Below are 24,484 nucleotides of genomic sequence, written 5' to 3' on the forward strand. Positions count from 1 at the left end.
TCCCGCTGGGGGGCCGCTGCGCCCGCCCGTGCCGCCCCCTGGGCGGCCCAGCCGCCCGCAGGGTGGTGCGTCCGCCGTGGTTCGCAGCGCGCGGGTGGCGCGCTTAGGCAGGGGCCTCCGCCGGCACCGCGGATCTGCGCAGCGCCGTCTCCGGGAGCGTCGTGAAGCACGACAGGCTCAGGAGGGCCACCGTCAGGAGGTACAGGCCCACCGTCCAGGGGACGCCTGCCGGTGGGGTCAGGGCCGTGGCCGCCAGGGGGGTGAGGGCGCCGCCCACGATGCCGGCCAGGTTGTAGCTGAGCGAGGCCGCCGTGCAGCGGATGCGCGGGGCGAACAGCTCCGGGAGGTACGCCGCGACCACCGCCAGCGTCGGCGCCAGGGCCAGGAACGTCACCAGCACCGCCGTGAAGATCGCCGCCGGGCGCGCCGACTGCAGCAGCCACAGCATCGGGAAGGTCCACACGGCGAGCGCCACCACCCCCGTCAGGCACAGCGCGCGGCGGCCGTACCGGTCGCCCAGCGTGGCCAGGAACGGGGCCGCGCACGTCGCCAGCGCCACCGCCGCCATGATCAGCGCCAGCATCAGCGTGCGGCTCACGCCCAGCTGCGCCGTCGCGTACGCCAGCGCCCACGTCGTCACCGTGTAGAACACCGCGAACCCGATCGACACCGCCCCGGCCGCCAGCAGCACCCGGCGCCAGTGGTCCCGTACGACCTCCACGAACGGGACCTCCGCCCGCTCGGCCAGCCCCTCGAACGCGGGCGTCTCCGTCAGCGAGCGCCGCAGCAGCAGCCCCAGCGCCGCCAGCACGCCCGCCGCCCAGAACGGCACCCGCCACCCCCACGAGCGGAACTGGGCGTCCGTCAGCGCCGCGGACAGGGCGAGCGTCGTGCCGTTCGCCAGCAGAAAGCCGACGTGGCCGCCGAGCTGCGGGAAGCTCGTCCACAGGGCGCGGCGGTGCGCGGGCGCGTGCTCGGCCATCAGCAGCACCGCCCCGCCCCACTCGCCGCCCACGCCCAGCCCCTGCAGGAAGCGCAGCGCCACCAGCAGCAGCGGGGCCGCCAGGCCGATCTGCGCGTACGTCGGTAGACAGCCCACCGCGACCGTCGCCCCGCCCGTCAGCAGCAGCGACCAGATGAGCACCGGCCGCCGCCCGTGCCGGTCGCCGATATGGCCGAACAGCACCGAGCCGAGCGGCCGGGCGACGAACCCCGCACCGAACGCGGCGAAGGCCGCCAGCGTGCCGGCCATGGGGGAGAAGGACGGGAAGTACAGCGGGCCCAGGACGAGGGCCGCCGCGGTGCCGTAGACGAGGAAGTCGTAGAACTCGATGGCTGTCCCCGCCAGGGACGCCGCTGCGAGCCTGGTCAGCGAGGGAGCGTGCGGCTGGGCGGTCACGCTCCGCCCAACGACGTCCGCACCGCTTCGGACACCGGCGTAGGGAATTCCCCACTTGCCCGGGTTGCGTGCCGGTGGTCTGGTTGACCCGAGAGGCGCCCGTACGGCCGGCGCCGAGGTCAACGAGGTGACACCGTGGAGTTCATCCAGATCATCGACTACGAGACGGACCGCATCGACGAGATGCAGGCCCTCGGCGAGCGGTTCCGCAAGGAGCGGGAGGGGACGCCCGGCGGACCGCGCCGGATCACCTCGCTCAAGGACCGCGACAAGCCGAACCGCTATCTGACGGTGGTCGAGTTCGAGTCGTACGACGAGGCCATGCGCAACAACGGACTGCCCGAGGTGCAGGAGTTCGCCGCGCAGATGACGGCCCTGTGCAGCTCCCCGCCGGTGTTCACCAACTGCGACCTGCGGGAGCGGACGGAGCGGTGACCGCGGCGTGCGGGGAGCCCCCGGCGGGCTCCCCGCGAACCGCGGACGGGCGTCCGGTTCAGTACGTCACCGAGATCCGCCGCCCCGGCCCGTCGACCCGGATCCGGCCGCCGTACGGGAGGACCAGCTGCGGGTCCGTGTGGCCGTAGTCCACGTCGAAGACCGCCATCGTGTCGGGGGCGTACGCCGCCAGCGCCTTCAGCACCGCCTCGCGCTGCTCCTTGGCGTAACGCTCGCGGGCGGGCGGGTCGTTGGGCTGCTCGAAGGACCACGTCTTCGCCCGGCCCATCAGCAGCGCCGGGAAGCGCTGGAGCAGACCGCGCTCCCCCATGTTGCGCAGCGTGCGGAAGACCTCGGTGGCGGAGGGCATCTCCTCGGAGGTCTCCAGGAGCAGCACGCCGCCGTCGTACGCCGAGAGGTCCGGCTGGATCTCGCTGTCGGCCATCAGCTGCCAGGCGACGATCTCCAGACAGCCGCCCCAGCTCACACCCTCCACGACCCGGTCGGCGTTGTGCCAGATCCAGCCCGTGCCGGGTTCCATCTCCGGCGCGGTGGTCCAGGTGTCCTCCTCGCGCCAGTCCGAGTCGATCGTCTTGAACTCGGGCGCCGGGGTCAGCTCGTACTCCTCCGGTCCGAAGATCGCGGCGCGTACGGACTCGCCGGAGAACGGGTGGATGCCGGCGGGGCGGCCCAGGACCGTCATCACGGTGGCGCCGTGGTAGCCGACGATGCCGGTGTTCCACAGGTACATGAGCAGCGACGTGTTGTCGCTCATGCCGAAGAACGGCTTGGGGTTGGCGCGTATCAGCGCGCGGTCCAGGTACGGCAGCACGGTGATGAGGTCCTCGCCGCCGATGCTGGAGAAGACCGCCTTGATGTCCGGGTCGCCGAAGGCCGCGTTGATGTCCCGGGCCCGGTCCTGCGGCGTCGCGTGCACGCGGGTGGTCGCGTACTCCACCGGCTGCAGCCCGAACTCCTCCACGAGCCGCTTGAGTCCGAGCTCGAACGGCCGCGGGAAGAGGGCCGGACCGGCGAAGGAGGGCGAGAGCACGGCGACGCGGTCGCCGGCTGCGGGCTTGGGCGGATACGCGGGTGTCAGCATGACCGGAGCCTAGGCCCGTGCGCGGCCGGGCGACCAATGGATTACCGGGCGGGAACCGGCGGCCGCGGTGTCACGTCCCAGCGGCGTGACGACGACAGACGTGAGGCGCCCGGGCCCGGCGGCGCGTTCCCTCGCAGGCCGCGCGGCGGCCGCGCTGACCGCCGGCGCGGCGCTCCTCGGGCTCGCGGGGTGCGCGGAACCGGAGGCCACCGCGACGGCCGGCCGGCCCGCCTGGGAGGAGCCCGCCGACTACTCCTTCACCATCGACTCCCGGTGCGGTGAACGCGGCTTCCTGGGCCTGTTCCGCATCCGGGTCGCCGGCCGCGAGGTGAGCGGCGTGGAGCCGCTGGACGAGGGGGCGCGGGCGGCGCCGCGGAGCGCCGCCCTGACCCTGGGCCAGGTGCTGGCGGAGTACCAGCGGGCCCGGGAGGCGGGGGCGGACCTGGCGGAGGCGGAGTTCGACGAGGCGGACGGGCATCCCGTACGGATCGAGGTCGATCCCGACGAGCGGTCCGTGGACGACGAGTTCTGCTACCGCGTCAGCGCGTACGCGGTGGGGTGAGCCCGGGCGCCCCTGCGCGCCGGGCCCGCCGCCCCGTGTCACCAGCCGCGCTCGCGCCACTCCTTCAGATGCGGGCGCTCGGTGCCCAGCGTCGTGTCGTTGCCGTGGCCCGGGTAGACCCAGGTCTCGTCGGACAGCCGGTCGAAGAGCTTGGTCTCCACGTCGTCGAGCAGCGAGACGAACCGCTCCGCGTCGCCCCACGTGTTCCCGACGCCGCCCGGGAACAGGCAGTCCCCGGTGAAGACGTGCGGGTGCCCGTGCGGGTCGTCGTAGACCAGGGCGATCGAGCCGGGCGTGTGGCCGGAGAGGTGCCGGGCGGTGAGCTCGACACGGCCGACCCGGACCGGGTCGCCGTCGTCCACCAGGACGTCGGTGGGGACGGCGATCCCCTCGGCGTCGTACCGGCCGGCGAGCGTCCGGGCGCCCGTCGCCGCGACCACGTCCGCCAGGGCCTGCCAGTGGTCCTGGTGCTGGTGCGTGGTGACGACGGAGGCCAGGCCGTCGTTGCCGACCAGGGTCAGCAGCGTCCGCGGCTCGTTGGCGGCGTCGATCAGCAGCTGCTCGCCGGTGGCGCGGCAGCGGAGCACGTACGCGTTGTTGTCCATCGGGCCGACCGCGACCTTGGAGATCATCAGCGCCTCGAGCTCGTGGGTCTGCGCGGGGCCGCCGACCGTCACCCTGCCCGTGTATTGCGTCCACGTCATGGCGCCAGTCTTTCAGAGCGCGGGAGTACCGGCAGCCCTTGGGGGCGGGGCGTCCGGGTCGGAGCGGCGGCTGCGCTCGGGACGGGGCGTCCCCGTCAGAGCGGCGGCAGCGCCGGCAACCCGGAGCCGTCCGCGCCGGTCACACCCTCGCCCTTCGTACGGCCCGACAGCCACCCCATCAGCGCGGGCGCCTCGCCGGTCACCGTGAGCGGCTCGCCCGCCTCGCGCCCCGTACGCCAGACACGGCCGTCGGCGGCGGTGACGGTGAGGGCGGGGACGGTGTCGTTGCCGGCGAAGCGCCGGGTCAGGAAGTCGATCTCCTTGCCGGTGAACGCCTCCGGTACCTGCTCCAGCGTGTAGCCGGTGCCCAGGTCGACGTGGTGCAGCTCGACCTCCTGCAGCCGCCGGAAGGGGATGCGGGCCTTGACGTCCGTGACGCCGTTGCGCAGCTCGCAGCGGGCGTCCCAGTCGGCGGGGGAGAGGGCGTCGAAGGCGGCGTCGAGCCGGGCGGCGGTCTCCCGCAGATCGTCCAGCTGCGCGGCCAGGGGGCGCGGGGCGCCGGCCTCGATGTCCGCGTCGCGGGCCTCGGCGCTCGCGTACATGGGCCGGCCGGTCAGCACGTTGACCAGGGCGTCCGCGTTACGGGCGAGATGGGCCAGCACATGGCCGCGGGTCCAGCCGGGGAGCAGGCTGGGCTCGGCGAGGGCGGCGTCGTCCAGCCCGGCCGCGGCGGCCAGCAGGCGGTCGGTCGCATCCCGCAGGAGCTCAAGGTCGGGTGCGGCGTCGGGCATGGCGTTGACCTCCGGGAATGCTGGGCCGGACGGGATTGTCAGACCCTGACGCTAGCGTGTCGGTGACGGAGGGGTCTGCCCGGGTGCGGCGGGTTCCGGCTCGCCAGGGGGCCGGTGCGCGGCGCGCGGTGGCGGGTTCTCCGGCAAAATCGAATACACGTGCTATAGGCTCCCGTCCGGGGAAGCTCGCACATCAATTTGGGCCTCCCCCATACGCTTGAGGACGGGGCGTTCCGTACGTCCCCCGTCCCTCCCAGAAGAAAGGTGCGGACCGGCGTGGCCGACCGTCTCATCGTCCGTGGCGCTCGCGAGCACAATCTGAAGAACGTCTCGCTCGACCTGCCCCGCGATTCACTCATCGTCTTCACCGGCCTGTCCGGTTCGGGCAAGTCGTCCCTCGCGTTCGACACGATCTTCGCCGAGGGGCAGCGCCGCTACGTGGAGTCGCTCTCCAGCTACGCACGGCAGTTCCTCGGGCAGATGGACAAGCCCGACGTCGACTTCATCGAGGGCCTCTCGCCGGCCGTCTCGATCGACCAGAAGTCGACCTCGCGCAACCCGCGCTCCACGGTCGGCACCATCACCGAGGTCTACGACTACCTCCGCCTCCTCTTCGCCCGGATCGGCAAGCCGCACTGCCCCGAGTGCGGCCGGCCCATCTCCCGCCAGTCGCCGCAGGCCATCGTCGACCGGGTGCTGGAGCTGCCCGAGGGCAGCCGGTTCCAGGTGCTGTCGCCGCTGGTGCGCGAGCGCAAGGGCGAGTTCGTCGACCTCTTCGCCGATCTGCAGACCAAGGGCTACAGCCGCGCCCGGGTGGACGGCGAGACGATCCAGCTCTCCGACCCGCCGAAGCTGAAGAAGCAGGAGAAGCACACGATCGAGGTGGTCGTCGACCGCCTCACCGTGAAGGACAGCGCCAAGCGCCGCCTCACCGACTCGGTCGAGACGGCCCTGGGCCTGTCCGGCGGCATGGTCATCCTCGACTTCGTCGATCTGGCGGAGGACGACCCGGAGCGGGAGCGGATGTTCTCGGAGCATCTGTACTGCCCGTACGACGACCTGTCCTTCGAGGAGCTGGAGCCGCGCTCCTTCTCCTTCAACTCGCCCTTCGGCGCCTGCCCCGAGTGCACCGGTATCGGTACGCGGATGGAGGTGGACCCGGAGCTGATCATCCCCGACCCGGACAAGTCGCTGGACGAGGGCGCCATCCACCCCTGGTCGCACGGCCACACCAAGGAGTACTTCGGCCGGATCGTGGGCGCGCTGGCCGACGAGCTGGGCTTCCGTACGGACATCCCCTGGGCCGGGCTGCCGCAGCGGGCGACGAAGGCGCTGCTGTACGGCCACCGCACGAAGATCGAGGTGCGGTACCGCAACCGCTACGGCCGCGAGCGCTCGTACACCACGGCCTTCGAGGGCGCGGTGCCCTTCATCAAGCGCCGGCACAGCGAGGCCGAGTCCGACGCCAGCCGGGAGCGCTTCGAGGGCTATATGCGCGAGGTCCCCTGCCCCACCTGTGAGGGCACCCGGCTCAAGCCGGTCGTGCTCGCGGTGACCGTGCAGGGCCGGTCCATCGCCGAGGTCTCGGCGATGTCCATCAGCGACTGCGCCGACTTCCTCGGCGGCATGGAGCTGAACGACCGCGAGAAGACCATCGCCGAGCGCGTGCTGAAGGAGGTCAACGAGCGGCTGCGGTTCCTGGTCGACGTGGGCCTGGACTACCTCTCGCTCAACCGCGCCGCGGGCACCCTCTCCGGCGGCGAGGCGCAGCGCATCCGGCTCGCCACCCAGATCGGCTCGGGCCTGGTGGGCGTGCTGTACGTGCTGGACGAGCCGTCCATCGGCCTGCACCAGCGCGACAACCACCGGCTGATCGAGACCCTGGTCCGGCTGCGCGACCTCGGCAACACGCTGATCGTCGTGGAGCACGACGAGGACACCATCAAGACCTCCGACTGGGTCGTCGACATTGGCCCCGGCGCCGGCGAGCACGGCGGCAAGGTGGTGCACAGCGGTCCGCTGAAGGAGCTGCTGGCCAACGAGGAATCGATGACCGGGCAGTACCTGTCCGGCCGCAGGGAGATCAACACCCCTGAGCTGCGGCGCCCGGTGGACGGGTCGCGGCATCTGACGGTGCGCGGGGCGCGGGAGAACAACCTGCAGGACATCGACGTGTCCTTCCCGCTCGGCGTGTTCACGGCGGTCACCGGCGTCTCCGGCTCCGGCAAGTCGACGCTGGTCAACGACATCCTCTACACGCACCTCGCGCGTGAGCTGAACGGCGCCCGCAGCGTGCCGGGGCGGCACACCCGGGTGGACGGCGACGACCTGGTGGACAAGGTCGTGCACGTCGACCAGTCGCCCATCGGCCGTACGCCGCGCTCCAACCCCGCGACGTACACCGGGGTCTTCGACCACGTCCGCAAGCTGTTCGCGGAGACCACGGAGGCGAAGGTCCGCGGCTATCTGCAGGGGCGGTTCTCGTTCAACGTCAAGGGCGGCCGGTGCGAGAACTGCTCCGGTGACGGCACGATCAAGATCGAGATGAACTTCCTGCCGGACGTGTACGTCCCGTGCGAGGTGTGCCACGGCGCCCGCTACAACCGGGAGACGCTGGAGGTCCACTACAAGGGCAAGAACATCGCCGAGGTGCTGGACATGCCGATCGAGGAGGCGCTGGGCTTCTTCGAGGCGGTGCCGACGATCGCCCGGCATCTGAAGACCCTCAACGAGGTCGGCCTCGGCTACGTCCGCCTCGGCCAGCCCGCGCCGACCCTCTCCGGCGGCGAGGCCCAGCGCGTGAAGCTCGCGAGTGAGCTGCAGAAGCGCTCCACCGGCCGCACGGTGTACGTACTGGACGAGCCGACGACGGGCCTGCACTTCGAGGACATCCGCAAGCTGATCCACGTGCTCGAGGGCCTGGTCGAGAAGGGCAACACGGTCATCGTCATCGAGCACAACCTCGATGTCATCAAGACGGCGGACTGGGTCGTCGACCTCGGCCCCGAGGGCGGCAGCGGCGGCGGACTGGTCGTCGCCGAGGGCACGCCGGAGCAGGTGGCGTCGGTGCCGGCCTCGCACACGGGCAAGTTCCTGCGCGAACTGCTGGGCGACCGCGTCTCGGACGCGGACCCGGTCCGCAAGGCGCCGGCGCGGAAGACGGTGGCGGCCCGTACGTCGGCTCCGGCGAAGAAGGCGGTGTCGGCGAAGGCGGGTTCGGGCGCGGCGAAGAAGACGGCGGCGGTCAAGAAGACGGCGGCTGTGAAGAAGACGGCGGCGAAGAAGGCGGCCCCCGTCAAGAAGACGGCGGCGGCGAAGAAGACGACCGCCGCGAAGAAGACGACGGCCGCCAAGCGCAAGGCGTGACCTCCACGGTGGGGGCGCTCCGGCGCCCCCACCGGCGCGACCGCCCGACCGCGACCGCGACCACGGTCACGATGACGCTCACGCCAGCGTGATCGCGTCGCCGTTGACCTCGATGCGCTGCGGGTCCAGCGGCCTCGACGCGGGACCGCCGGCCACCGAGGCGTCGGCGATGGCGAACTTGCTGCCGTGGCAGGGGCAGTTGATCGTGCCGTCGGACACCTCCGCCACCGTGCAGCCCTGATGGGTGCAGACGGCGGTGAAGGCCCGGAAGGTGCCCTGCTCGGGCTGGGTGACGACCACCTTGCGGTCGGCGAAGACCTTGCCGCCCCGCACCGGGATCTCGGAGGTCTTCGCCAGCGCCTGACCGCCCCCACCGCCACCGCCACCACCGGTGTCCCCGCCACCACCGGTGTCCCCGCCCCCGCTCCCCGGCGCCCCGGACGACGCCGGTGGCTCCGCGGAAGAGCCGCCCTCGTCCCCGTACTTGCTGCACGCGGCGAGCGCCGCCACCGCGGCACCGGCCGCCAGCACCGCCCGCCGTCTCACGTCGTCACCCCGAACGTACGGAAGAACCACAGCGCCGAGGTCCACCACAGCACCGTCAGCCCGGTGAAGACCAGCCCGCCCACCAGCGGCAGCAGCCAGCCGGGCAGCCGCTCGGCGCGCAGCAGCAGCATCTTCGCGCTGAAGGCGCCGAAGAAGAAGCAGCCCAGCAGCGAATGCCACATCACCCGCGTGCTGTACGTCTGATAGCCGAGCGCGTACAGGCAGTGCACCGCCACCGGCACCGCGAGCAGGAACGCGATCCGCCCCGACCACCGGTGCAGCGTGCCCGTCCAGGACGGCGCGCGCACCCCCGGGACCTTGCCGTACATCACCAGCGCCGAGCAGATCTGCACCAGCGCGAAGCCGAAGGCACCGGTGGCCAGCCAGGACTTCACCGCTCCGGTGCTGGAGAAGCCGGCCAGGTTGAAGGCGGTACCGGCCGGATCGTGGGTCTTGCCGTACACGCCGAGGAGCAGGGCCACCGCCGCCGCGACGAGCACCGGAACCACGAAGACGCCCGCTCCCGTCCGCTGCCGGCCGGCCTCGGGTCCGGCCGGGAACGACGCCGTCGCCGCGTTCGGATCCACACTCATTGAGGCACTCCCCCTCCTGCGCTGCGGTCATGGGACGGTCATGGGATGGGACTGGCGGTCTCCTGCTGCCCGTTCACGGTCACCGCGCCCGTCTCCGGATCGATCGGCGGCGCGGCCGAGGGCGCTCCGTCACTGGTCACGATCCCGGTTTGCTCGCTGCCCTGCACGATCCACGCGCCCTCGACCTGCCGGCCCTGGACGACGGTCGAGAGCCGGAACAGGCTGGTCCCCTTGCCCTTCCGGGAGGCGGTGAAGTCCTGCGCGCCACCGGCCAGCCGTACCGTTCCGGTGATCTTCCGGTCCTTCAGCGCGGCCGTCAGCGTCGCGCCGTTCTTGCCGGTCAGCCGCATCGTGCCGTCGGCGCGGAGGTCGCCGCGCAGCCAGGCCTCGGTGCGGCGCCCGTCGCACACGTACGCCTGCACCTTCCCGGAGCGCAGCGCGAGGGCGATGCTCGCGGTACGGCCCTTCGTGTGCCCGGCGTAGTCGGCGTCCGCGGGCACGGGCGCCAGGGTCGGCGAGGGGGCCGGCGGTGACGTGGCGGGGGTGGACTCCTCGGCGGGGGAGGGCGATCCGGATCCGGCGCCGGAGGCCGACGGGGTGGCGCTCGGCGCCGCCGCACTGCCGGTCGGCTCCGTCCCGGTGGTGGCGTTCAGCAGCAGGAGCACCAGGGCCAGCGCCAGGCCGGCGGCCAAGGTGTACAGCGGACCGGTTCGATGTCGCATGGCGCCCCCCAGGCATGGAACCCGCCACCATGCAAGCGGATGGAGGATGCCGAGTCCAGCGCCGGAACGTACCAAAACGTCGACAACCGCATTCTTTTCCCACAAGGTCGACTTGTCGGGACGGGCGAGCGCGCGAAGGCGCGCCGGACCCCACGCCGCCCCGCCGGTGGACCCGTGGGTGAAACATCCCCCGCTCATGGCGTATTGTTCTCACTGCCCGACGGCCGCGGAATCCGCTGGTCAAGGGCGCCGGGACGTGGCGCAGTTTGGTAGCGCACTTGACTGGGGGTCAAGGGGTCGTGGGTTCAAATCCCGCCGTCCCGACCAGCTTTTTGCAGGTCGGAGGCCGTTTCCACCGTGAGGTGGAGGCGGCCTTCCGTTGTTGGTTCGGCGCTCCTGGGGTTGCGGCGGGGCGCGCGAACGGGGGGCGGCTCACCGCGTCGCGTCGTACCAGTGCCCCACACAACGCCGGCTGAGACGGCCGAAGCCGGTGAAGACCGCGACGCCGAAGAGGGAGGCGACGAGGATCGCGGCGAAGAGTTCAGGGGACTGGGCGCGGGACTGGTAGCGGCTGATCAGGGCGCCGATACCGGGTTCGCCCTGGCGGAAGAAGAAGTCCGCGACGATCGCGCCGACGACCGCGAGGCCGGCCGAGATCCGGGCGCCCGCGAAGATCGCCGGGAGGGCGGCACGCAGTTCGAGCTGGGTCAGGATCGTCCAGCGGGAGGCCTGGCGCAGCACGAACAGCTCGCGCTGCGCGCGTGCCACCGACCGCAGCCCGAACAGCGTGTTGGACACCATCGGGAACAGCGCGATCAGGACGCAGACGACCACCCGCGCGAAGAAGTCGAAGCCGAACCAGAAGCCGATCAGCGGGACCAGGGCGAGTACCGGGATGCACTGCAGCATCACGGCGTACGGGAACAGCGAGCGTTCCAGCCACGGGGCGTGGTTCATCGCCACCGCCCAGGCGATGCCGATGGCCACGGCGGCCGCGAGACCCGTGAAGGCCACCTGCGCGGTGTTCCACAGCCCGTCGGCGATCTCCGTGCGCACCAGGCCGCTGCCGAACGCGTCGGTGACCACCGTGTGCGGCGCGGGCATCAGGAAGCGGCGGGCCGGGTCGAGAACGACGTACGTGATGGCGTACCAGACGCCGGTCAGTGCGACGGCGACGAGGACCGGCGGTCCCGCGTGGGAGAGCCGGACGCCCTTCGCCGTGCGCTGTGCGGTGGTCCCCGACGTGCTCTTCATGCCGCGTACCCTTCTCTGAGTCCCGTGCTGATGCGTTGTGCCAGTGCCCCGAACTCCGGCGTGAAGCGCAGGGCGGGCGTGCGTTCCCCGGCGAAGGGCACCTCCACGGTGTCCGTGATCCGGCCCGGCCGGCCGGACATCACGAGCACACGCGTGGACAGGTACAGGGCTTCGCTCACCGAGTGCGTGACGAAGACCCCGGCGAAGCGGCGCTCGGCGAAGAGCCTGGCGACCTCCTCGCCGAGCAGCTCGCGGGTCAGCTCGTCCAGCGCGCCGAAGGGTTCGTCGAAGAGGAAGAGGTCGGGTTCGAGGGTCAGTGAACGCGCCAGCGACACGCGCATCCGCATACCGCCGGACAGCTGGTGCGGCAGATGCGTCGCGAAGTCCGCGAGGCCGACGGTCTCGAGTGCCGCGCGCGCCTGCTCCCTGCGCACCGCCTTTCCGGCGCCGGTCAGCCGCGGGAAGAGCGCCACGTTGTCGAGCACGCTCAGCCAGGGCAGCAGGGTCGCGTCCTGGAAGACGTACCCGACCCGCTCCGCCCCGACGACGGCCTCGCCCCCGGTGGCCGTGCCGAGCCCGGACGCGATCCGCAGGAGCGAGGACTTCCCGCAGCCGGACGGGCCGACGACGGACACGAACTCGCCGCGCGCCACCCGCAGACCGACCGATGCGAGGGCGGTGGTGCCGCCGGGGTACGTCAGCGACACGTCCCGGAAGTCGAGCATGAGGTCCGACATCGGGGGTCAGCCCTTTCCGGTCAGGCCGATGGACGGGTCGAGGAACCGGTTGGTGGCGATGTCCTCGGGTGTGAGGCCGTCGGCCGGCGGTGTGCCGTTGCGCTTCAGGATGGGCGTGGTGATGTCGAGGATCCTGCGCACGCGCGTCTCGTCGAAGTCGCCGAGGGTCGCGTTGCCGCCGTTGCCGACGATGCCCGTGGAGAGCTGGCGCCCGGCGGAGTCCGCGGCCTGGCCCTTGGTGTAGACCCAGCCGGTGTCGAACCGGTCGACTGCCTCGACGACCAGGTTGTTGGCGCGGGCGGGCGCGGCGAAGTAGTCGGCGGTGGCCCGCTGCACGACCGGGATCAGCTTCTTCAGGCACGCCGACTGCTTGCCCACGTCCTCGCTGCGCACCGACAGCGCGGCGGCGTACATCGGATACCCGGTGTCATGGACGAGCTGGTACGAGACCGGCTTCCGCCATCCCTCGAGGTCGTTCTCGTACAGATACGGCTCCACGGTGGCGAAGCCCTGCTGCGCGACCTTGCCCGCGGCCGCGAGGAAGGTGGCCGGTGAGCCGTCGTAGCTCGCGTCGACCTGGGAGCGCTTCAGGATGCCCTTGCCCAGGACGTAGTCCATCCAGGTCACGCCGTCGGAGTAGCGGACGGTGGCCTGCGTCCTGCCCAGGTCCGCGATGCTCTTGACCCGCGGGTACGTCGCCGGGTCCCACATGATCATCCAGGGGGCCTTGTCGAAGGTGGCGAACACCTGGGTGACCGGCTTGTCGGCGGAGTTGCGCACCGCCTCGTCGGTGGCGGCCCAGCCCAGCAGGATCCCGGGGTCGGTGTACATCTGCACCGGTACCGGCTGGTTGCCGATCGCGGGACCGCCCGCCCGGATCTCCACGTCGACACCGGTGTAGGAGCCCTCGGAGAACAGCGGGCCGCGCACCTGCTTGGCCCGGGCGTCGATCACCGGGTCGGGGCCGAGCAGCTGGTACAGGCCGCCCTGTTCGGCCTGCGGGTTCCAGTCCGTCTGGATGACGACCTTCGCCGGGCAGACGCCGGACAGATCGGTCCTGCCGACCTGGTACTTGCGCGCGCTGCCGAGGTCGTCGGAGGCGCCCGAGCCGCAGGCGGTGGCGAGGACCATGAGCGCGGCGGCGAGTGCGAAGCGAGCCTTCACGGGTGGTTCCTTCCGGGGACGCGGATGCTGGGGTGACGCGTGCTGAGGCGGTGGTTACGGGGGTGGCGAGGGCTGTTCACAGGGAGTCGATCTCGGTGCGGCGGGCGTCGTCACCGAGGGCGAACCGGTCGCGGCTGGTGACGTAGAAGCTCGCGCCGAACCGTCCCACCGGGTGGTAGTCGGTCAGCGAGACGTGCCATCGCTCCCGGTCGATCAGACCCGCACGGGCCCACAGGTGCTCGATCCGGCCGAAGAAGACCTCCCGGCTCTCGGTCGTGCCGCGCTCGTGCAGGGTGCACTCGAAGGCGACCGGCGCCTCGGCGATCCGTGGCGGTGCGACCTGCGCGCACGGCAGCGTGGTGAACCCGACTTCGCGCGTTTCGTCGACCCCGGGCGGATACGCGGCGCCGCAGTCGTGCGTCTGCCGTGCGATCGGCTCGTCCACGAGGTGCACCACGAACTCGCCCGTCGCCTCGATGTTGGCCGCGGTGTCCTTGCGGGTGCCGCCCCTGCACCGGTCGAGGCTGATCATCACCAGCGGCGGATCCTCGCCGACCATGGCGAACATGCTGAACGGCGCCGCGTTCACCACTCCCGCGGCGTCGACGGTCGTGACGAGCGCGATGGGGCGCGGCACGATCAGGCTCGCCATCAGCTTGTAGCGCTCGTACGCGCCCAACTCGCCCATCACGACATGGGTGTCGGTGCGCCGCGTGACCGGCTCAGCCATGGCTGGCCACCCACCACGAGAGCAGGACGTCGCGCAGCGCGGCCGGATCGTCCTCGCCGTGCTCCGGATGCCGCACGCGCGCCAGCGAGCCGAGCTCCGCCCCGGTGAGGTCGACGGCGACCTCCCGGGCCACGACGGGCGTACGGGCGAAGTCGGGTACGTAGCCGGAGTCGCGGGTCAGCCCGCGCTCGGTGCGGATGTGCGGCTGGCGGAACTGCTCCGGGGTGCGCTGGGTGGCGTACGACAGCACCTCGGGCACACCGCGCGTCTCCGCGCGGGTGGCGGTGGAGAGCACCACGAGGACCGGGGAGAGGGTGTGGTTGCTGGTGCTCATGATGTCGTTGCCGCAGATGTTCGGGACGGCCAGCACGTCCATCAGCGCGAGGAGTTCGACGTGTTCACCCGGGCCGGTGCGCTGGCGCACGATCTCGGGCATGCCGTCGACGACCCGGGTCGCCATGAAGAGGTTGAACGAGTCGTGCACATCGTCCGGGGTGAGGCCGTACTCGCGCTGTGCCTCGGCCTGGATGTCGGCGCAGTTGGTGTGTTCGGCGAAGCCGTGCGCCGCGTCGTACATGTTGGCGCTGCACCGTGGGAAGAGCGTGTCGTTCAGGCCGGCCGTGTCCGTGAGCAGGTACATCATGGCGCGTTCGCGGGGCGGGGCCGACCAGAGGAAGTCGCCCTGACACGGGTGGAGTCCGTGCATCGTGCGGGTGCGTCCGACGTGCAGCGGCTCGCGGTAGTCGTGCAGGTTGAAGGCGTTGAGGTCGACGCACTGGTTGCCGTGCACCTGCTCGACGCGCAGCACGTGCCCCGCCGGGACCTCGATGGCCTTTCCGGTGCCGGGGGCCAACTCCCAGCGGCCCACCTCCGCGCGCTCGTCGCCGGGCTGATACGCCAGATCGTCGTACCAGCGCCAGGGAGTGCCGGTGACGCGGGGATGCGGTCGGGGCCGGACGCTACCGGCCGTCTCGGCGAGGGCGAGACGGACCAGCCCGGCGCGGGAGGGCGCCTCTCCGGCGGCCACGGAGGCGTCGACCAGTTCGAGCTGCTGGTCGGTCAGGCTGAGTACCACGCGGGGCATCCGGGTTCCTCGCTCTGTTTCGGTATACGGAAATCGCGATGTGCGTATACGAACAGCGAGGCGTTGCCGCCCGGTCACCCGTGCGTTTCCGTCGTGTTGCCAGTCAAATGAGGCCGGGGAGCGGCGAGTTCGGTATACCTCGTGATTAGACTCGTCCGCATGTCACCCACCGCCGACCGTCCCGCGCACCGCGCCGAGGCGGCCTTCATCAGCCTGCGGACCGCCATAGTCGAGGCCGCGCTGACGCCAGGAACCAAGCTCCCCGAGGACGCGCTCGCGGCGCGGTTCGGCGTCAGCAGGACGCTCGTGCGCGCCGTACTCGCCCGACTCGTGGCGGCCGGCCTCGTCGAGCAGGGCAAGACGAAGTCGGCGACGGTGGCGAACCCCGACGCCGACGACGCGCGGGCCGTCTTCGAGATGCGGCGCTGTCTGGAGCAGGAGGCGATCCGCCTCGTGGCGGCGCGCTGGTCGCGCGGCACGTCCGCGGCCCTACGTGCCCATGTCCGCGCCGAGCGGAGCGCCCTGGACCATGACGACCACCGTCTCTCCGGCCGGCTCGCCGCCGAGTTCCACGTCAAGCTGGGTGAGGCCAGCCGGAATCCGCTGCTGGAGCGCTATCTTGCCGAGGTCGTCTGGCGCTGCGCCCTGATCCTGACGGTGCACGGCATCCCGCACGACCAGCGTCAGTCCATCGGCGAGCACGAGGAGTTGATCGCCCTGCTGGACGCGGGGGACAAGCAGCGCGCGGAGCTGCTGGCCGTCCGGCACCTGGCAGGCGTCGAGGCCCGGGCCCTCGCCCGCTCCGTGGAGTCGCCCGCACCGGACCTCAGCGAGATCCTGAGCCGGTACTGAGCGGGCCCGACCGAGGGCGAGCGCGACGCCGGAAGGCGCGATTGAGGGGCCGCTCTACGAACGGCCCCTCACCTGCTGTCACCCGTGCCGCGCGCCCGCCGCTCAGCTCAGGGCGTAGGCGCGCTCCAGGGTCTGGAGGGTGCGGTTTCCGTCGGCGTCCCAGAGCTCGGTCCTGACGCTCACATGGCCGGCGGTGTCCGACAGCTCCGGGTGCGTGACGCTGACCCTGAACGAGTCGTCGTCATCGCGCTGCACCTCGGCCGGGCGCCAGGTGGCGCCGTTGTCGTAGGACACCGACACCTCGGCGCCCGCGATGGCGGTGGAGCCGCTCCAGCCCTTCGGTCGGCCGCCCTTGACGGTGAAGGTGAACGGGGCGTCGGCGGGGGCCTGGTTGAGCTCGTTCACCGGGATCTCGTACGAGGGCAGGACGACCGGCACCGACTCGCAGGCCTTGGCCGTCGGGAACTGCTGTCCGCAGCCCGCGACGGCCATGGTGGTCGGCACGGCCGAGGAGAAGCTCCACTCCGTGTGGATGCCGGTGCCGAGGGTGCCGCCCGGATAGGTCCCCGCCGTCCGGGTGAGGTCGAGGACGAAGCGGTAGTCGGCCCGCTCGGGGACGAGCACGGAACCGGTGCTCGTGATGCGCTCCCCGTTGCGGTAGTAGGTCCACTTCCGGGTCAGTCCGCTGGCCAGGATGTGCGTCGGGTCGCTGTCACCGCCGTCGTTGGCGATGGTGCGCATGACCGTGTCGGTCCGGCACCAGGCGCAGGCCTCCGCGTCGAACGGGGTCAGCTGCAGCGGGGCCGCGAACCAGCGTTCCTGGCGGACCGTGCCCGGTTCGGGGTAGCGGACGGCGTTCGTGACCATCCGGACCAGCTTCGGGAGGCTGGCGTAGACCTGGCGCTGGTAGAGCCGATCCGGTCCGGCCAGCACGTAGTCGTCCCGGTGGCCGCCCATGTTCACCGGCTGGAGGGTGCGGACCGAGAGGTGCTCGGCGACCGGACCGGCCCACGCGTGCAGCGCCTCGTAGCCGAAGTGCCGGGTCTCGTCGGAGTGGAAGGTGCTCTTGACCCTGGCGAAGTCGTCGGTCGCCACGGTCCTGGCGAGGTCGGCGGGAATCCGGCCGCTCTCGGTGAACGGCATCGAGTAGGTGTAGCCGGACTCGACGACCCCGCGCAGCCCGAGGGTGACCGGGCCCTCGGCCAGCAGCGCCCGCAGCGCCTGTCCGTCGTCGAAGCCGGTCTGTACGGCGGGGAGCGGCAGGGCCGAGGTCGCGACGCCTCGGGGGCCGGGCGTGGCCGGGACGACGATCATCGCGGCTGCGCCGGCGTTGGCCGCCCGCGTCGCCTGCCCGTTCACGGACCTCGGATCGGCGGCGGACACGAGCACGGCCTTGCCGGCGGCGTCGATCCCGGCGAAGTCCTGGTCGCTGCCGGTCCCCGCGTCGACCAGCCGCAGGTTCCTGGTGCCCTCGAAGCGCTCGGCGAGCTGCGGGACCCTGATCGCGACGGAACGGCGCTCAGGGCTGGTGACCGACATCTGGACCAGCGGCTCCTGGCGGGCGAGGTAGCTGTCCAGCACCAGGGAGCCCTCGGCGGCCCGCGCGCTGGGGATGGCGCCGTAGCGCTGCTCGCCGGTGTTGGCCTGCCCCGCGACGTAGTTGGCCAGGACCCGACGGCCCTTGGCGTCGTCGCGCTGGACCCCCAGGAAGTACGCGCCGTCCTCCAGCGGCCGCTTCTCGCCCGTGACGTCGACCTTCAGGTCGGTGGCGGCGGTGGCGTCGACGGTCAGCGTCTGGTCCTCGTCCGTGACGACGATGTCGGGCACGGCGAACAGGTCACTCGCGTACGGGTAGGTGGTGCCACCCGGCGCGATGGTGGTGACGGCGCCCTGGACGGTGTAGTGACCGACCGGCAGGGTGAAGGTCCGGCTGCCCGTGCCCCGGATGACCATGCCTTCGCTGTAGTCGTTGTCCAGGCCCTGCAGCGTCATGCTGACCGTCTGCGCGGGGTTGCCGAACCGGTCGGCGAACTTCAGCGTCACGTCGTGCTGGGGCGGCTCGACGCGGAAGCCGACCGCCGTGTGGACGGACGCGCCGTCCGCGCCGGTCGCGGTGAGGCTGCCGCTGTACAGGCCGTGCTTCAGGCCGTTGGGGTCCAGGGTGACCGTGACCTCGGCGGTGCCGCCGGCCGGGACGGTCAGCCGGTCGCCGTCGAGGGTGTTCCCGGCGAAGGTGAGCGCGCCGCCGGCGCCGGCCACGGAGGCGGCGAGGGTGGTGTGCGCGTCGGATGTCCCGGTGTTGCGGAAGGTGACCGTGCGGGTCCGCGTGGGAAGGGTGCCGGTCTGCCAGGGAACATCGCCGAAGTCGGTGCTGCCGGAGACCTCGAGCGTGGCGTCCAGGGCCGCCGGTATGTCGATGCGGCCGGCTCCCTGCTGGTAGACGGTGGAGTTCTGCGCCGTCACGGCGTGCGCGGTGAGCGCGCTCTTGATCCGCTGCCCGTCCCACTCCGGGTGGCGCTGGGCCAGGATCGCGGCGGCACCGGCGACGTGCGGGGTGGCCATCGACGTTCCGGAGAGCGTGGTGTAGGACTCGCCCACGTTCACCGCGCCCGGGATGGTGGTCCCGGCCGCGCGGGCGGCCACGATGTCCACGCCGGGAGCGGTGACGTCGGGCTTGACCGCCATGTCGCCCAGCCGCGGGCCGCGGCTGGAGAAGTCCGCGAGGACGTCGGACTTGTCGACCGCGCCGACGGTGAGCGCGGAGTCGGCGGTGCCGGGAGAGCCGAGCGTGCTCTCGCCAGGACCCTCGTTGCCGGCGGCGATGACGAACAGGGCGCCCGAGGAGGCGCTGAGCGAGTCGACGGCTTCGGTGAGCACGTCGCCCCCCGGCGTCGCGTCACCGCCGAGGCTCATGGACACGATGTCGGCCCCCTGCGCGACGGCCCACTCCATCCCGGCCAGCACACTGGAGTCGGTGCCCTGGCCGGTGTTGCTGAGCACCTTGCCGACGAGCAGCCCGGCCCCCGGAGCCACGCCCTTGTACGTGCCGCCGGAGGCGGCGCCGCTGCCGGCGATGGTCGACGCCACATGGGTGCCGTGCCCCTGGCCGTCCTGCACCGCCTGGCCGGAGATGAAGCTCTGGGTGGCGACGACGGAGGCCCTGAGGTCGGGGTGGTTCAGGTCGGCGCCGGTGTCGAGTACGGCGACCTTCACGCCCTTGCCGTCGTAGCCCTCGGCCCAGGCCTGCGGGGCGCCGATCTGCGGAACGCTCCTGTCCAGCGCGGCCCTGACCTTGCCGTCGTACCAAAGCCTGGCCACACCGGCGGTGCCCGAGGCCGCGAGGCGGCCGCGGCTCTTCGCCTGTGCGGCGGTCGGTTCGACGGCGTGCCAGAAGCTCTGCGCGTGCGCCTTGTCGACCCGTACGGACGCCAGTCCCAGCTGGGGCATGACCGTCGCGCGGCCGCTGCCCGGCAGGTCGTCGGCGCGCTCGCGCAGTTGGGGCGCGGACGGTGTGCCGCCGAAGTCCACGATGGCGGGCACGGAGTCGGTGGTGGCGTCCCCGTACCCGTCGTCGAGCATCCGGCTGACGTTGAACAGCTCGCGGTCGACGGTGCCCGCCGCGAGCGCCACGAGCGCGTTCGACGGATAGACGTACAGGTCGCCGCCGTCGCCGGTGGAGATCTGGAACTGCTGGGACGGGTCGGTCGCCGCGACGATGTCGACCGACTGCCGGCCGTCCGGGCCGGTCGTCACCGCGACCTTGTCCCCGGTGATCAGCGTCAGCGTCTTCGCGGCCGGCGCGCTGTCCGCCGCGGGGGCGATGTCCGCCGCGGGGCGGGCCGGTGTGGTGGCTGCGTAGGAGACGGCTGCCGGGGAGACGGCGAGCGTGAAGGCGCCCGCTGCTGCGGCGATATGCAGCAGGCGTCTGCGGTCCAGGGGCATCGGGGAGTTCCTCTCGCAGGCCGGCGGGCGGCCCGAGGGGCCGCTGACCGGCCGGAGTCGGGGTGGACGGACGCTCCAGCCTGGGCGCCGCCCCGACCCGAGAGGAACGGTGATCAGTGGCGAGATCCGGACACGGCGAGGACTCGCCATCTCCGCCGGCCTCGAATGCAGGTGCCGCCGAAGGGACTTGACGGCCCCGAACCGAACGGATCCGTGTGCGGACGCGGTCTCCTCCGGACGCTTCCGCTCGCATACGATCACCTTCTGACGCGGGAGCCCCGGGAGACCGGTCCGTGCCCGCCCGCACCGCCTTGCACAGCCCCGTACCCGCCATCCCTGGGAGGAGCTTGTGAAGAGAGTACGCGCGGCCGCCCTGGCCGTGTCCGCAGTCGTCACCACCCTCGCCCTGACCGGCGCGCTCACCGGCCCCGCGGCCGCGGAGCCCGCCCCGGCCGCCGCCGCGGGCGGCCCCGTCACGCACGACGAGAACGACCGGGTCCCGGAGGGCTCGGTCTGGACGGAGCACTACTTCCCCTCCTCGGACGACTCCGGCACCGAACTGCACGCCGACGTCCTGCTGCCCGAGGGACTCCCCGCGGGCGCGAAGGTGCCGGTCATCCTGTCCGTCGGCCCGTACTTCTCACACGCCGGGCAGACCGGCCCCGAGGGCTGGAAGCACACCGGACCCTCAGCGCGCTTCCAGGACTTCATCGAGGGCGCCGACGTCTTCGCGAACGGCTACGCCTTCGTCATGGTGGACCTGCGCGGCTTCGGCGGCTCCACCGGCTGCCACGACTGGGCGGGGCCGGGCGAACAGGCCGACACCAGGGCCGCGGTCGACTGGGCGGCGGCCCAGCCGTGGTCCACCGGCTCGGTGGGCCTGTACGGCAAGTCGTACGACGCCGTCACCGGACTCATCGGCAACAACCTGGACCAGGACGCGCTGAAGGCGGTCGTGGCGCAGGAGCCGGTGTGGGACATGTACCAGTACATCTACTCCAACGGCGTGCCGCGCCCGAACGTCACCGGTACCGCCAACGCGTACAACGAGATATCCACGTTCGCCCCGCTGCCCGACGACGACCCGCGCTACCAGGCCAACGCCCGGTGGGAGCAGTCCCATCCGGAGTGCCTCACCGACAATCTGGCCGACTTCCGGATATCCGACCAGCAGGACCCGTACTGGACCTCCCGCGATCTGGCGAAGGCGGCCGCCGGCACCGACACCCCGCTGTTCGTGACCCAGGGCTTCGTCGAACCCAACACCAAGCCCGAGGAGATGGAGGAGTACCTCGGCAACCACGAGGGCGTCGAGCGCGGCTGGCTCGGCCCGTGGGACCACGTCCGCGGCGGTGACCGGGTGGCGGACGGACGGCTGGCGATGGGCCGCGAGGGCTGGTACGACGAGACGCGCTCCTTCTTCGACACCCACCTCAAGGGCGTCGAACCGGCGGTCGACTACCCCGAGTACTCCGTCGAGGACAACACTGGCACCTGGCGCGCCCAGTCCACCTGGCCGGTCACGGAGCGGTCCGTGTACCTGCCGCTGGGCGGCGGCTCGTACGTCGACGACGGCGGCGCCTCGGCCCGCGCGGAACTGGCCGCGTCCGGCGAGGCGGTGCCGGGCGCGCCCGGACAGCCGTCCGGCCGCTGGGACATGGAGAACGCGCCGAAATCCGAGCCCGTCGCCCCGAACGGCCTCGCCAAGGGCGCGGCCCGGCGGCAGCAGGCCGGCGCGGTCACGTCGAGCTTCTTCGTCTGGTCGCAGCCGCTCGGGAAGGCCGTGCGGATCACGGGCACGCCGCGGATCTCGCTGCGTGCCGAGGGCGAGGGCAACGTCATGCTGAAGCTGTACGACGTGGCCCCCGACGGCAGGGCCGTGATGTTCGACGAGCAGGTGTCGCTGGTCGATTCGGGCCGGCTGACGGTCGATCTGAAGTCCACCGACTGGACGCTGGCGGCCGGGCACGTGCTGGCCGTGGAGATCGGCTCCATCCAGACGGGCTCGTGGCGCGACACTCCGTCCGGCCAGACCATCAAGGTCGACGGGGTGCTGCTCGCGCTCGCCCTGGACGACCCGGCCGACGACGCCGCCACCCAGGGCGCCCGCTCCCCGTACCTGGACTTCTACCTGAGCCGGAACACGGTGGCCCTCCCGGCGGGCCCGCCGACGTTCACGGTGGTGCCGGGGGGTCGCGTCTGACGCTTCGGCCGTAGCCGCTGACCGGTCCACGCGTGCGCGGACCGGTCAGCGCCGGTGACCCCCCAGCCGGCCCTCGAGCTGGATCAGCAGGTCGGCCAGCTGCTCCGCGAGGCCGGTGCGGCGGTCGTCGTCCAGGCCGGCGAGGGCCGCGCCCTCGAAGGCGAGCTGGGCGGGCAGCACCGTGTCGACGAGGGCGCGGCCCGCCTCCGTCAGGCGTACGCGCACCACCCGGCGGTCGCGGTCGTCCGTCTGGCGCTCCACCAGGCCGCGTTCCGTCAGCCGGGTCAGGCGCTTGGTCACCGCGGCGCCGGAGGAGAAGGTCTCGCGGGCCAGTTCGCCGGGAGTCAGCTCGCGGTCCGTGCGGCGCAGGGCGCCCAGCAGGTCGAACTCGGGCCGGGTCAGGCCCGCCGCCTGCAGGGGCGCGCTCTCCGCCTGCTGCAGCAGCGCGGCGCAGCGGTTGATCCGGCCGACGATCTCCATCGGGCCCGTGTCCAGGCCGGGGTGGACGGTCTGCCACTGGCGTACCACCGCGGCCACGGTGTCGTCCGTCACGCGCTCAGCTCCTCCAGGTGGGGCGACTCGGCGCGCGGCGGCCCCTGCCGTCGCACGGTCGCTGCGAGCGTACGGTGTGCGCGCTGCTCGGTCCGCACCAGTGCCTGTTCGGGGAGGGCGCGCTGCCACCACTCGCCCGCGGCGGTGTCGGCGGCGTCCCGCAGTTCCACGATGCTCGCGGTGAGGTGGCGGCGGGCGGTGGCCAGCCGGGCCGGTTCGGCGGGAGCCGCCAGCGCGTGCTCGGCGGCGGAGGCGGCCTCCTCGGTGGCGGTGAGCGCCTTCTCCACCCGGCCTCCGGTACGGCGGTTGGTGATGAGGATCGCGGCGGCCAGGCCCACCAGGACGCCGGCGAGGGTGTCCAGCACCCGGTCGGTGACCAGCTCGGCGGCCGGGCGGACCCGGCCGAACTCGGTGACGAGCAGGGCCATCGGTGTGACCGACACGGAGCCGAGCCAGTAGTTGCGGCTGACCAGCGCCTCGTTGCAGAAGCTGAGCACGACGCAGAGCGCGGCCAGGACCACGACGCTCGTACGGGCCAGCGGGACGATCGCCGCGAAGACGGCGACGCCGAGGAGGTTGCCGAGCGTGCGCTGCAGGACGCGGTGCCAGGTGAGGGTGACGTTCGCCTGGTAGATCGCGGAGGCCGAGACGATCGCCCAGTACGGGTGGCCGACGCCGAGGGCCAGCCCCGCGTAACCGGCGGCCGCGCACCCCACGGCGCAGCGTAGGGCGACCGGCAGCAGCGGCGACCCCGGCCGCAGCAGGAGCGCGGCCGTCCGGCGGCGGTCCCGCTCCCGGCGCGCGGCGCGTTCGGCGTCGATGCCGAGCAGCTCGTCACCGGTGCCGGGAAGGACCGGAACGCCGGGGAGGGGGCGATGGGACCGCACCTGGTCGGCCCAGGCGCGCAGCCGGTCGGCGTCGGCCGCGCCGGGCGCGTCGGCCAGGGCGGCCTCGGCCTGGAGCACGAGGCGCTCCAGGGTGCGCCGGGCAGGGGTGCGCCCGCCGGCGGCGAGCAGTGACTGCCAGGCGTGGTGCACGGCGGCCGCGGCGGCGTGCCGGGCTGTCGCGCGGTCCCCGCCCGTGCCGTGCCGGGTGTCCCGGTACGCGGCGGCGGCCAGCAGGGCGCGCGCCGTGGCGCGGCGCTCGGGGCCCTCGCGCCGCAGGAGGGCGGGCGCCAGGGTGACCAGCAGGCCCACGGCGCCGGCGGCGAGGGTCAGCGCGGTGTGCGCGGGGACCTGGTGCGGCTCCTGCGGGGAGAAGAGGACGCCGGAGACGACGAAGACCGGGATCACGTGCCCGGGCGGACCGAGCCGGCCGGCGTCGCAGGCGGCCTTCAGCACCGCGGCGAGCACGGCGGCGACGGCGATGAGGACGACGACGCTGCCGATGAGGGAGGCGCAGGTGAGCGCGATCCCCACGGCCGCGGTCATCCCGAGGACGACCCGGACCCCGGCCCGGGCCCGCGCGGCGTACGGCAGCTGATGCCCGTACAGCGCGCAGAACGCCCCGGCCATCGCGTACGGCGCCAGCTCACTGCGCCCGACGGCGAGCAGCGGCACCAGCGCGAGCGAGACGGCGACGGCCACGCTGGTGGCGGGCTTGAACCAGATGTCGGAGGGCCGGTTGACGCGGAGCACGCCGGAGAGGGGGAGGGGGCGTACCCGGGGCTGCGGGGTGGGGGTCTCGGCGGTACTCACCCATGAAGTTTAGCAAATGTTTCACAAGTAAAACACTTGGACGGCGGCA

20 protein-coding genes and 1 tRNA gene are annotated in these 24,484 nt (G+C 72.4%); 6 read left to right on the forward strand and 15 right to left on the reverse strand.

Features of this window, described 5'->3' with window-relative positions; genetic code table 11:
* Positions 1-103: 103 nt before the first annotated feature.
* Positions 104-1,372, reverse strand: coding sequence for an MFS transporter (locus AB0M28_RS01690; RefSeq protein ID WP_365396180.1), 1,269 nt, complete (start codon positions 1,370-1,372; stop codon positions 104-106).
* A 162-nt stretch (positions 1,373-1,534) separates the two neighbouring features.
* Between AB0M28_RS01690 and AB0M28_RS01695 the strand changes: the two genes are divergently transcribed.
* Positions 1,535-1,834 carry a hypothetical protein gene (locus tag AB0M28_RS01695; protein ID WP_365395970.1) on the forward strand — a complete coding sequence of 100 codons (300 nt, stop codon included), beginning with the start codon at positions 1,535-1,537 and terminating at the stop codon, positions 1,832-1,834.
* Between the two features lie 58 nt (positions 1,835-1,892).
* Here AB0M28_RS01695 and AB0M28_RS01700 read toward each other — a convergent pair whose 3' ends face one another.
* A complete protein-coding gene (locus tag AB0M28_RS01700; RefSeq protein ID WP_365395973.1) occupies positions 1,893-2,936 on the reverse strand; it encodes a S66 peptidase family protein in 1,044 nt (347 codons plus the stop codon).
* Between the two features lie 100 nt (positions 2,937-3,036).
* Here AB0M28_RS01700 and AB0M28_RS01705 point away from each other — a divergent pair, with 100 nt between their 5' ends.
* A complete protein-coding gene (locus AB0M28_RS01705; protein ID WP_365395976.1) occupies positions 3,037-3,498 on the forward strand; it encodes a DUF6174 domain-containing protein in 462 nt (153 codons plus the stop codon).
* A 38-nt stretch (positions 3,499-3,536) separates the two neighbouring features.
* On the opposite strand, the gene AB0M28_RS01710 is transcribed toward AB0M28_RS01705, so the two are convergent.
* Positions 3,537-4,202 carry an MBL fold metallo-hydrolase gene (locus tag AB0M28_RS01710; protein ID WP_365395978.1) on the reverse strand — a complete coding sequence of 222 codons (666 nt, stop codon included), beginning with the start codon at positions 4,200-4,202 and terminating at the stop codon, positions 3,537-3,539.
* Between the two features lie 95 nt (positions 4,203-4,297).
* Positions 4,298-4,993, reverse strand: a complete 696-nt coding sequence (locus AB0M28_RS01715; protein WP_365395981.1) for a maleylpyruvate isomerase family mycothiol-dependent enzyme — start codon at positions 4,991-4,993, stop codon at positions 4,298-4,300.
* Between the two features lie 276 nt (positions 4,994-5,269).
* On the opposite strand from AB0M28_RS01715, the gene uvrA reads away from it, so the two are divergent.
* Positions 5,270-8,359 (forward strand): excinuclease ABC subunit UvrA, encoded by a 3,090-nt coding sequence (gene uvrA, locus AB0M28_RS01720; RefSeq protein WP_365395984.1) that lies wholly within the window; start codon positions 5,270-5,272, stop codon positions 8,357-8,359.
* A gap of 78 nt (positions 8,360-8,437) precedes the next feature.
* On the opposite strand, the gene AB0M28_RS01725 is transcribed toward uvrA, so the two are convergent.
* Genes AB0M28_RS01725 through AB0M28_RS01735 form a run of 3 tightly spaced genes read right to left on the reverse strand, consistent with a single transcriptional unit; the run spans position 8,438 to position 10,220 of the window.
* A complete protein-coding gene (locus tag AB0M28_RS01725) occupies positions 8,438-8,905 on the reverse strand; it encodes a Rieske (2Fe-2S) protein (RefSeq protein ID WP_365395986.1) in 468 nt (155 codons plus the stop codon).
* Positions 8,902-9,498: a DUF6529 family protein gene (locus AB0M28_RS01730; protein ID WP_365395989.1), complete on the reverse strand. Its 597-nt coding sequence runs from the start codon at positions 9,496-9,498 to the stop codon at positions 8,902-8,904. The genes AB0M28_RS01725 and AB0M28_RS01730 overlap by 4 nt, the downstream gene beginning before the upstream one ends.
* A gap of 38 nt (positions 9,499-9,536) precedes the next feature.
* Positions 9,537-10,220 carry a hypothetical protein gene (locus AB0M28_RS01735; protein ID WP_365395992.1) on the reverse strand — a complete coding sequence of 228 codons (684 nt, stop codon included), beginning with the start codon at positions 10,218-10,220 and terminating at the stop codon, positions 9,537-9,539.
* A gap of 250 nt (positions 10,221-10,470) precedes the next feature.
* Here AB0M28_RS01735 and AB0M28_RS01740 point away from each other — a divergent pair.
* Positions 10,471-10,547, forward strand: a tRNA-Pro gene (locus tag AB0M28_RS01740).
* Positions 10,548-10,652: 105 nt separating this feature from the next.
* Here AB0M28_RS01740 and AB0M28_RS01745 read toward each other — a convergent pair.
* From AB0M28_RS01745 to AB0M28_RS01765, 5 genes are all read right to left on the reverse strand, one after another.
* On the reverse strand, positions 10,653-11,474 hold the full coding sequence (locus AB0M28_RS01745; protein ID WP_365395995.1) for an ABC transporter permease: 822 nt from the start codon (positions 11,472-11,474) through the stop codon (positions 10,653-10,655).
* Positions 11,471-12,211 (reverse strand): ABC transporter ATP-binding protein, encoded by a 741-nt coding sequence (locus AB0M28_RS01750; RefSeq protein WP_365395998.1) that lies wholly within the window; start codon positions 12,209-12,211, stop codon positions 11,471-11,473. The genes AB0M28_RS01745 and AB0M28_RS01750 overlap by 4 nt, the downstream gene beginning before the upstream one ends.
* A 6-nt stretch (positions 12,212-12,217) precedes the next feature.
* Positions 12,218-13,375 carry an ABC transporter substrate-binding protein gene (locus tag AB0M28_RS01755; protein WP_365396001.1) on the reverse strand — a complete coding sequence of 386 codons (1,158 nt, stop codon included), beginning with the start codon at positions 13,373-13,375 and terminating at the stop codon, positions 12,218-12,220.
* 76 nt (positions 13,376-13,451) lie between these two features.
* Positions 13,452-14,105 (reverse strand): flavin reductase family protein, encoded by a 654-nt coding sequence (locus AB0M28_RS01760; protein ID WP_365396008.1) that lies wholly within the window; start codon positions 14,103-14,105, stop codon positions 13,452-13,454.
* Positions 14,098-15,189 (reverse strand): urea carboxylase-associated family protein, encoded by a 1,092-nt coding sequence (locus AB0M28_RS01765; RefSeq protein ID WP_365396011.1) that lies wholly within the window; start codon positions 15,187-15,189, stop codon positions 14,098-14,100. Before AB0M28_RS01765 ends, AB0M28_RS01760 begins: the two co-directional genes overlap by 8 nt.
* 159 nt (positions 15,190-15,348) lie before the next feature.
* Between AB0M28_RS01765 and AB0M28_RS01770 the strand changes: the two genes are divergently transcribed.
* Positions 15,349-16,041 (forward strand): GntR family transcriptional regulator, encoded by a 693-nt coding sequence (locus tag AB0M28_RS01770; RefSeq protein WP_365396014.1) that lies wholly within the window; start codon positions 15,349-15,351, stop codon positions 16,039-16,041.
* Between the two features lie 102 nt (positions 16,042-16,143).
* On the opposite strand, the gene AB0M28_RS01775 is transcribed toward AB0M28_RS01770, so the two are convergent.
* A complete protein-coding gene (locus AB0M28_RS01775) occupies positions 16,144-19,983 on the reverse strand; it encodes a S8 family serine peptidase (protein ID WP_365396017.1) in 3,840 nt (1,279 codons plus the stop codon).
* Positions 19,984-20,332: 349 nt separating this feature from the next.
* On the opposite strand from AB0M28_RS01775, the gene AB0M28_RS01780 reads away from it, so the two are divergent.
* Positions 20,333-22,186, forward strand: a complete 1,854-nt coding sequence (locus tag AB0M28_RS01780; RefSeq protein WP_365396019.1) for a CocE/NonD family hydrolase — start codon at positions 20,333-20,335, stop codon at positions 22,184-22,186.
* A gap of 45 nt (positions 22,187-22,231) precedes the next feature.
* On the opposite strand, the gene AB0M28_RS01785 is transcribed toward AB0M28_RS01780, so the two are convergent.
* Both AB0M28_RS01785 and AB0M28_RS01790 read right to left on the reverse strand, forming a co-directional pair.
* A complete protein-coding gene (locus AB0M28_RS01785; RefSeq protein WP_365396022.1) occupies positions 22,232-22,738 on the reverse strand; it encodes a MarR family transcriptional regulator in 507 nt (168 codons plus the stop codon).
* On the reverse strand, positions 22,735-24,435 hold the full coding sequence (locus AB0M28_RS01790) for an FUSC family protein (RefSeq protein WP_365396025.1): 1,701 nt from the start codon (positions 24,433-24,435) through the stop codon (positions 22,735-22,737). Before AB0M28_RS01790 ends, AB0M28_RS01785 begins: the two co-directional genes overlap by 4 nt.
* Positions 24,436-24,484 lie beyond the last annotated feature (49 nt).

The organism is Streptomyces sp. NPDC051940 (genome assembly GCF_040680895.1).
Classification (GTDB): domain Bacteria; phylum Actinomycetota; class Actinomycetes; order Streptomycetales; family Streptomycetaceae; genus Streptomyces.